At 49.8% G+C, this 9,035-nt stretch carries 8 protein-coding genes; 2 read left to right on the top strand and 6 right to left on the bottom strand.

Going from position 1 to position 9,035, the window contains the following annotated elements; genetic code table 11:
* Positions 1-191 precede the first annotated feature (191 nt).
* Complete coding sequence (recA, locus tag B2899_RS04550) at positions 192-1,247, bottom strand: recombinase RecA (RefSeq protein ID WP_146810700.1); 1,056 nt, start codon at positions 1,245-1,247, stop codon at positions 192-194.
* Positions 1,248-1,572: 325 nt separating this feature from the next.
* On the opposite strand from recA, the gene bioD reads away from it, so the two are divergent.
* Complete coding sequence (gene bioD / locus B2899_RS04545) at positions 1,573-2,349, top strand: dethiobiotin synthase (protein ID WP_286884343.1); 777 nt, start codon at positions 1,573-1,575, stop codon at positions 2,347-2,349.
* On the top strand, positions 2,349-3,734 hold the full coding sequence (bioA, locus tag B2899_RS04540; protein WP_146810704.1) for an adenosylmethionine--8-amino-7-oxononanoate transaminase: 1,386 nt from the start codon (positions 2,349-2,351) through the stop codon (positions 3,732-3,734). The genes bioD and bioA overlap by 1 nt, the downstream gene beginning before the upstream one ends.
* A gap of 47 nt (positions 3,735-3,781) precedes the next feature.
* On the opposite strand, the gene B2899_RS04535 is transcribed toward bioA, so the two are convergent.
* The 5 genes from B2899_RS04535 to B2899_RS04515 all read right to left on the bottom strand — a co-directional run.
* Positions 3,782-5,362, bottom strand: a complete 1,581-nt coding sequence (locus B2899_RS04535) for a DEAD/DEAH box helicase (protein ID WP_146809579.1) — start codon at positions 5,360-5,362, stop codon at positions 3,782-3,784.
* A complete protein-coding gene (locus B2899_RS04530) occupies positions 5,363-6,607 on the bottom strand; it encodes a competence/damage-inducible protein A (RefSeq protein WP_286884340.1) in 1,245 nt (414 codons plus the stop codon).
* A gap of 48 nt (positions 6,608-6,655) precedes the next feature.
* Positions 6,656-7,234, bottom strand: coding sequence for a CDP-diacylglycerol--glycerol-3-phosphate 3-phosphatidyltransferase (gene pgsA / locus B2899_RS04525; protein WP_146809577.1), 579 nt, complete (start codon positions 7,232-7,234; stop codon positions 6,656-6,658).
* Positions 7,235-8,575 carry a 30S ribosomal protein S12 methylthiotransferase RimO gene (gene rimO / locus B2899_RS04520; protein WP_286884338.1) on the bottom strand — a complete coding sequence of 447 codons (1,341 nt, stop codon included), beginning with the start codon at positions 8,573-8,575 and terminating at the stop codon, positions 7,235-7,237.
* 104 nt (positions 8,576-8,679) lie between these two features.
* Positions 8,680-9,035, bottom strand: a 356-nt coding sequence (locus B2899_RS04515) for a RodZ domain-containing protein (RefSeq protein ID WP_286884337.1), incomplete at its 5' end; no start/stop codon positions are given.

Here is a 9,035-nt window from a genome sequence, read left to right as displayed (position 1 = left end):
AAGGAAAAGAGAGAAGAGAACGAGGGGATGATTTCAATGTGGAAAAAGGCGAAGCCCTTTTTCTTCCTTAGATCTTTTTTCCTCCCTCTTCTCCCTCTTTCTTCATGATTTTCACAGAAAAAAGAAAGCTTAAAAGCTTTATCTTAATAAAGCTTTTAAGCCTTCTGTATCACAAGCAGTAAAAACGGCCATTACTCAAAGTCAAGAACGAATTCCTCATCCTTGTTGTCCTGATCAGCCGGCGGCAGCGAAACTGCCTGATCTAAACCATAGTGCTCACGAATCTTCATTTCGATCGAGTGCGCAATATCCGGATTCTCTTTGAGGAACTGCTTCGCGTTCTCACGCCCCTGTCCGAGGCGCTCTTCATTATAAGAGTACCAGGCACCGCTCTTGTTCACGATGTCAAGCTCCGTACCGATATCAAGCAAACTTCCTTCGCGGGAAATGCCTTCTCCGTACATAATATCTACTTCAGACGTTTTAAATGGCGGAGCCACCTTGTTCTTCACGACTTTAATCTTTGTGCGGTTTCCTACCATGTCATTGCCCTGCTTAAGAGTTTCTACACGGCGTACGTCCAGACGTACACTGGAGTAGAACTTGAGAGCACGTCCACCCGGCGTTGTCTCCGGATTTCCAAACATAACTCCAACCTTTTCGCGGAGCTGGTTGATGAAAATAGCAATCGTTTTAGATTTATTGATAGCGCCTGCCAGCTTGCGCAGTGCCTGGGACATCAAACGTGCCTGCAGACCAACGTGCGAATCGCCCATCTCGCCTTCGATTTCGGCTTTCGGCACAAGTGCAGCTACAGAGTCGACTACAATGATGTCAATCGCGCCAGAACGTACCAGCGCCTCCGCAATCTCAAGTGCCTGTTCCCCTGTATCCGGCTGGGAGAGAAGCAATTCGTCAATATTAACGCCTAGCTTGCGTGCATAGACCGGATCAAGCGCATGTTCCGCATCGATGAACGCAGCAGTGCCGCCCGTTTTCTGTACTTCGGCAATCGCGTGCAGCGCTACCGTAGTCTTACCAGACGATTCCGGACCGTAGATTTCGATAATCCGACCACGCGGATACCCTCCGATACCGAGCGCGATATCAAGCGCAATCGAACCACTGGATACGGTAGACACCTGTTGTGTGGCAGCCATCTCCCCCAGTTTCATTACGGAACCCTTACCGAATTGTTTCTCGATTTGGCGCAGGGCCATATCTAAAGCAGCTTTGCGATCGGACAAAGCCATCGCTCCCTTCGTTGTATTTATATCAACTACTGTCGTTTAAGTATCTTAACTACGTACTTTATTGTACCTCTTTTTTACCCGTTTGCCAAGCATTTTTCACGAACATTTATTCGCTTTTTATTAAAAATTACTATATTTTTCCATATATATGTTAACTTTATTTTTGTAATAGTTGACAATAAAGCATGATTACTTTTACTCTGACAATAGCTCTCTTTCTAATGTCCATCCTTCTCTCGCTCTTTGCCATAATTATGTGTCAAATCGTCAACAGCCTATTTCGGTATTACGCCATTTTAAATGAAAAGGAGGAAGTTTCATGAAGCAGGGACACGCATTATTTGTCACCGGTACGGATACAGGCGTCGGAAAAACAATGGTTACCGGTCTTTTAACTGCACTGTTTGCTATGGGCGGGTATGATGCTATTCCGTATAAGCCGGTGCAAAGCGGAGGCATTCGCAGCGACCTGGGACTTGTCGCTGAAGATGTGGAATTCTATCGGTCGCTTTATCCCTTGCCCTATGATCAAAATACGCTCTGTACATATTGTATGGAGCCGGCATTATCACCCCATCTGGCGGCGCTGCAAACCGGGGTATGTATCGAGCCCGAGCATATTGCCGGCCATCTTCAAAAGCTGCGTGCATCCCATGATTTTGTATTTGTAGAGGGGGCGGGTGGACTGGCTGTTCCCCTGCGAGAAGATGAACGGGGTATCTATATGACTGTCGACTTGATCGAGCGCCTGCGTTTGCCGCTTCTGCTCGTTACCCATCCTGGACTGGGCACCATTAATCACACAATACTGACAGCCTCCTATGCGCAAATACGAGGAATTCCGATACTCGGTATCATCGTCAACCGCATGCCGCTTGCACCGGGCGAAATGGAGCAGGATAACGTGCGCATGATAAGCAAGCTGACCGAACTTCCCGTGCTGGGTACTTTCCCTGAGATGGAACAAAAAGAACCGAAAGCGCTTCGTACACGGCTGCATGAATTGCACAAATGTATCAATCTGGCTCTGCTTCTTGAACGCCTGGAGCAGGCGGAAGAAAAACTTATGCAAACAAAAGGAACGGAGGAACACTAATGCAACTATCTACTCATGATTTAGAACGCTGGGATAAAGAATATGTGTGGCATCCTTTCACCCAGATGAAAGCCTATCGCCGGGAAAAGCCGCTTATCATTGAACGCGGGGAAGGTAGCTATCTGTACGATATCGAGGGGAATAAGTATCTGGATGGCTACTCCTCCCTCTGGGTGAACGTGCACGGGCATAACCATGCGGAACTTAACGCTGCGCTACGCGAGCAAGCGGGCAAGATTGCCCACTCTACACTGCTCGGAGCAGCCAACGTTCCCTCCATTTTGCTTGCGAAAAAACTGGTGGAAATTACACCGCAGAGCTTGACCAAAGTATTCTACTCGGACTCGGGTTCAACCTCGGTAGAAATCGCGCTCAAAATGGCTTACCAGTACTGGCAATTGAAAGACCCGGTACGCTTCTCGGGAAAAAAGAACAAATTCATCTCGCTTCGCGAAGCGTATCACGGTGACACGATCGGATCAGTCAGCGTAGGCGGCATGGAAACATTCCATCACATTTTCAGACCCCTTCTATTCGAACGTCTGGAAACACCGGCACCGTATACATATCGTCTGACGGAAAATAATGATGAGGAAGCCTGCAAAGCCTTATGTCTCGATGCGCTCGAAGCGCTGCTTAAAGAACGGCACGAAGAAGTGGCCGGGCTGATTATTGAACCGCTGGTACAGGGGGCCGCGGGAATGATTACCGCGCCCGACGGTTTTCTGCGCGGCGTACGCGAGCTCTGCACCCGCTATGAAGTCCTGCTGATTGCTGACGAGGTGGCGGTCGGCTTCGGACGGACGGGCACGCTTTTCGCCTGCGAACAGGAGGGGGTCGAACCGGATTTTCTCTGTGTAGCCAAGGGGCTGACCGCCGGCTATTTGCCACTGGCCGCCACACTGACAAGCGAAGAAATATTTAACGCATTTCTCGGCGAGCCTGAAGAGCTGCGTACCTTCTTCCATGGCCATACGTATACCGGAAACCAGCTTGCCTGTGCGGTTGCGCTAAAAAATCTTGAGCTTATCGAGCAAACCGGCCTTATCGCCTCTCTGGAGAAGAAAATTAACTTTCTGGCACAGAAGCTTGCACCATTCCGTACCCTGCCTCATGTGGGCGATGTACGGCAGCGCGGCATGATGGTAGGCATTGAGATAGTCCAGGACAAAGCAAGCAAAAAACCGTTCCCGATACACATGCAGGTAGAACATCATATTATTCTGCACGCCCGGCGTAACGGCGCCATTATTCGCCCGCTCGGTCCTGTTATCGTGCTGATGCCGATTCTGTCGATGAGTCTTGAAGAATTAGATAGGCTGACCGATATTACGTATAAAGCAATTGAAACGGTAACTGCGCAGACATATTCAGCGCTGAAATAGCATTCGTAAAAAAAGTCCTCCTGCCATCGGGCAGGAGGACTTTTTGTTTAGCGTTTGGAACGCGGCTTGGCGGGCTCGATGTTTACCCGTTTACCCTTAATCCGGGAGTGACGCAATGCTTCGTATACGAACGGTGCAATTTCCTGATCAACTTCGATAAAGGTAAAGTTATCGAAAATATCAATCCGGCCAATCGCCTTGCTGGAAGCACCGACCAATTCCGAGATTTCCTTAACCAAATCCGGCGGACGCACATCGAGGCTGCGGCCGATGTTCATGAAGAAACGAACCTTGCCTTTGGATGCGCCGGTATCGCCAAAATCATACAATTCTTCTTCCGCTGAAGACACAGAAGGCGCAAACGCAAGTGACAGTGCGGCTGCCGCTATCTTTTCCAGCGGATATTGTTCTTTCAGTTGTGCCACCACATCAAGGAACGGCGTCATATCTTCGTCCCCTTCCACCAGTGCAATCAACTGCTCTTTCCAGATTGTTTGCTGGCGTTCCATGACCTCTTCGATGGACGGCACGTTACGGGATTCAAGCGTCGTCTTGGAGATTTTTTCAATCGTGCGCAGCTGTTTCATTTCCCGCGGCGTCACCAGCGTCATTGCAATGCCTTTACGTCCCGCACGACCGGTACGACCAATACGGTGGACATAACTCTCCGGGTCCTGCGGAATATCATAGTTTACTACATGCGATACATTTCCCACGTCAATACCGCGTGCGGCCACGTCAGTAGCTACAAGCAGTTCAATCGTCGAGTCGCGGAACGATTGCATCACTTTATCGCGCTGCGCCTGGCTTAAATCACCGTGCAGACCACTCGCCAGATATCCTCGTTCCTGAAGCGCTTCCGTCAACTCGTCCACCCCGCGCTTCGTACGGCAGAAAACGATGCCAAGCTCGATTTCCTCACTGTCAAGAATGCGACAGAGGCTTTCAAGCTTACTGCGCTCAAATACTTTGTAATATACTTGCTCAATGGTCGGCGCGGTGACTTCCTTACGGCTAATCGCAACGGTTTCCGGGTTATTCATATACTTGCGGGAGAGACGTAGAATTTCCTGCGGCATCGTCGCCGAGAAGAGGAGCGTCTGGCGATCGGTCGACGTCTCTTTGATAATGGCTTCAATGTCTTCCTGAAAGCCCATATCAAGCATTTCATCCGCTTCGTCAAGCACCAGCATGCTTACCTGGTCGAGACGCAGAGTCTTGCGGCGCAGATGATCAAGCACCCGGCCCGGCGTACCGATCACAACCTGTACGCCCTGCTTCAAAGCGCGAATCTGGTGTCCGATGGACTGTCCCCCATAGATAGGCAGCGTACGTACCCGCTTATATTTAGCGATTTTGCGCAGCTCGCCCGATACCTGGATCGCAAGTTCCCGCGTAGGCGTTAACACGATTGCCTGCACGGCGTTGCGGTTTGTCACCTTTTCAATCAGCGGAAGACCGAATGCGGCCGTTTTGCCGGTACCGGTCTGCGCCTGGCCGATTAAGTCATGACCTTCAAGAATTTTCGGAATGCATTGTTCCTGAATCGGTGACGGTTCCTCAAAGCCCATATCGTGAATGGCCTGCTGAATCGTCTTATGCAAAGCAAAATCAGAGAAATGTGCCATTTAAAAACCACCTTTTTTTATTCGTTCAAGCATCGTAAAAATTGCATACTTCGCCGCGCGAAGCTGGATGGCAGGACGCTGCCCCGATAGGCGAAACGTTTTTATTTCCGTGTGCATCCCGTCGGTTGCACCGATGTACACGAGACCGACAGGCTTATCTTCCGAGGCGATTGGCCCGGCTTCACCCGTAATCGAAATACCGTACGTACTGCCAAGCCGCACGCGGACCTGCTCGGCCAGAATCCTGGCCGTCTCTTCGCTGACCGCCCCTGCCGATACCAGAACATCCTGCGGTACCGTGAGCAGGCTCTCCTTCACATCATTCGTATAACAAACAATCGAGCCTTTCAGTGCGGCTGAGCTTCCCGGAATCGATGTGACCAGATGACTAACCAGCCCTCCGGTAATACTCTCGGCGAACGCTACCGTTTCGCCTCTTTCGGTCAGTTGGCGTACCAGAACGGATTCGAGCGAATCGTCGTTATATCCGTAGATAAACTCTCCAACACGTCTATTGATTTCATGCTCAACGCTTCGGATCATCTCTTCGGCTTCCGCTACGCTTTTCGCCTTGGCGGTCAGACGGATTGTTACTTCCCCCTCTTTTGCAAGCGGGGCGATGGTCGGATTACTTTGTCCATCAATCAAATCAATAAGTTCTTCTTCCAGCGCCGATTCCCCGATACCAAAGAAACGAAGCACTTTTGAATGTACAACGTACTGATCACGAATGAGCGACAGCAGATGCGGCAGACCATATGTAGTAAACATTGGATACAGCTCGCGCGGCGGTCCCGGCAGCATCATTACATATTTGCCTTTATGCTCTATGACCATGCCCGGTGCCATACCGTGGTCATTGGGCAGCACGTGACTGCCTTCAATCACAAGCGCCTGCTTGCGGTTGTTATCTGTCATTTTAATACCACGTTTTTCAAAATACGATACAATCCGGTTTAGGGCCTGTTCATCATGTACCAGCGGACGTGCCACCGCACGCGCCACCGTCTCTTTCGTCAAATCATCTTTCGTAGGACCAAGTCCGCCCGAAAAAATAATCAGATCTGAGCGCGTGAACGCTTCTTGAATAAGCTTGTACAAGCGGTCCGCATTGTCACCGACGACGGTATGGTAGTAGACGCCAATTCCGACTTCGGCAAGCTTCTGTGAAAGGAACTGGGCGTTCGTGTTGGCGATTTGCCCGAGCAACAGTTCTGTTCCAACCGCAATAATCTCTGCTTTCATACGCAAACTCCTTCCAAATAAATCAACCGCCGGATACGGCGGATGAAGTTACGCGAGCGGAATTACTTTTTTGTTCTTCACAAAGTATTCCACGCCGGAAACAATCGTCATAATAACCGCTATCCATACCATGATTGTGGCGAACGGGAAGTGCCATGTCTCGAACGGGAAATTCTGCAGAATGAGTGATGCGACCGCGATAATTTGGAACACTGTTTTCCATTTCCCCAACTTGCTTGCGGCAATAACCAACCCTTCCGCAGCAGCCACCAGGCGAAGTCCCGTAACAGCGAATTCACGGCTAATGATGACGACCGCCACCCATGCGTCCAGACGCTGCATCTCTACGAGCGAGATAAGCACGGCAGAAATAAGCAGTTTATCAGCCAGAGGATCAAGAAACTTGCCCAAATTAGTCACCATCTTGCGTGAGCGGGCGATATACCCATCCAGTCCGTCCGTGATAGCGGCAATAATAAAAATAAGAGCGGCAATAAACTCGCTGTATGTAATATGTACGCCTCCGACTTTGATCGCTCCCAGGTCATCAAACCGTACGAGCAAAAAAATCATAACCACCGGCACGAGAAAAATTCGTGCCAGTGTAATCCGATTGGCCAGGTTCAACTAGATAACCTCCCCCGCAAGGTCAAAATCGTACGAATGAGTGATGCGTACCGGCACTATCTGCCCCAGCTCTCCCTTATATCCAGTTACAAACACTTCTCCGTCGATTTCGCTGGCATCGAACTGCGAGCGGCCGATATAGACATTATTCTTACCGTCGTATCCTTCAATAAGCACAGAAACGACTTTACCGACAAATCGGCCGTTGCGCTCGCTCGCAATTTCACGCTGTACTTCCATCAGCTCATTCGCCCGGCGTTCAATCACATCCTGCGGCAGTTGATCTTCTAAGCGAGCGGCCGCGGTGCCTTCTTCCTGGGAATATGTAAATACACCAAGACGATCGAACTTGATTTCGCGCAGGAATGCTTTGAGATTCTCAAACTCTTCTTCCGTCTCTCCCGGGAATCCAACAATAATGGAAGTGCGGAGCGCCACATCCGGCACGGCGGCACGAATCTTGGCAACCAGCTCACGGGTGTCACGCTGGCGTCCGGGTCGAAGCATGCGCTTCAATACGCGATCCTCGCTATGCTGAAGCGGCATATCCACATATTTGCATACCTTTGGATTAGCAGCCATCTCTTCGATAAGCTCGTCCGTAAAGTATCCCGGATACGCATAGTGCAGACGAATCCATTCAATACCATCGACTTTCGATACTTTACGCAAAAGTTTATGCAATACACGTTCGCCATAAATATCAAATCCATAGTTGGTCGAATCCTGGGCAATAAGGTTGACTTCTTTTACCCCCTGCGCCGCCAGCTCTTTTGCTTCCGCAACAATGGATTCAATCGTACGGCTGCGGAATGCGCCGCGCAGCTGCGGGATAATACAGAACGTACACTTGTTGTCGCATCCTTCCGCAATCTTGATATAGGCGGAGTATGTACCTGCATCGACCTTGCGTCTTGTTACATTCTCATAAGAGAATGCCGGATTTCCCACGAAGATTGGCTTCTTGCCTTCCAGTGATTCTTCAATAATTTGATTGATTTTATCAAAATCGCCAGTCCCGACAATTCCATCGATCTCCGGCATTTCATCCATTAGTACTTCTTTGTAGCGCTGCGTTAGGCATCCTGCTACAATCAATGATTTCAGATTGCCGCTCTCTTTCAAATCGGCCACTTCCAAAATCGTATTGATCGATTCTTCTTTCGCTGCGTCAATAAAGCCGCACGTATTGACAATGACCACATCGGCTTCCTGCGGGTCATCTACGAGAAGGTAGCCGCGTTCATCGATCAACTGCGACATAATATCCGAGTCGACGAGGTTTTTCTCACATCCAAGTGTGATAATCGCTACTTTCTCTTTTGTTGCTGTTTTATCCAATTGATTTCCTCCGTCCGATAGACAAAAGAGTCTAATTTTCCATCTACCAGTATAATATACTGAAAAAAAGGTGTCAAAAGAAAAGCCCCTGAGAACTCAGGGACCTACTTGCGTATAATCTTAATTCGCTGCGAAGCCGTCTTCTTAGCTTGCGACATGTCAATCGGCTGTCCGTTCACCACGACTTCTACGTCACGTGCACGCGCGATGCGCAGCAGCGCTTCGTTACCTTTGTCCTGTGTCACCTCAAATGTTTGGCTTTGCCCTTCCTTCAATGTTTGCTGTGTAATAAGGCCGTCTTTTCCGGAAATGTCCATCCAGTGGTCACCCGTTTTGGCCGTAACCTTAACCGTAATCTTATCCGCCCCGGTCACCTCGAAATTCATCGTTGATCCCGTTTTTGGCAGCGGTGTAACCTTCCCGGCGGCTGCGGGCTGCTGGACCGGTTGCTGCGGCTGCG

The sequence above is a fragment of the Aneurinibacillus sp. UBA3580 genome (assembly GCF_002375825.1).
GTDB lineage: Bacteria > Bacillota > Bacilli > Aneurinibacillales > Aneurinibacillaceae > Aneurinibacillus > Aneurinibacillus danicus.
This window is presented reverse-complemented; position numbering and strand designations above follow the sequence as displayed.

Bases quoted from the DNA above. Each gene is read 5' to 3' on its own strand.
- bioD (WP_286884343.1), top strand. From the start codon at position 1,573: ATGAAGCAGGGACACGCATTATTTGTCACCGGTACGGATACAGGCGTC.
- bioA (WP_146810704.1), top strand. From the start codon at position 2,349: ATGCAACTATCTACTCATGATTTAGAACGCTGGGATAAAGAATATGTG.
- B2899_RS04535 (WP_146809579.1), bottom strand. From the start codon at position 5,362: ATGGCACATTTCTCTGATTTTGCTTTGCATAAGACGATTCAGCAGGCC.
- B2899_RS04530 (WP_286884340.1), bottom strand. From the start codon at position 6,607: ATGAAAGCAGAGATTATTGCGGTTGGAACAGAACTGTTGCTCGGGCAA.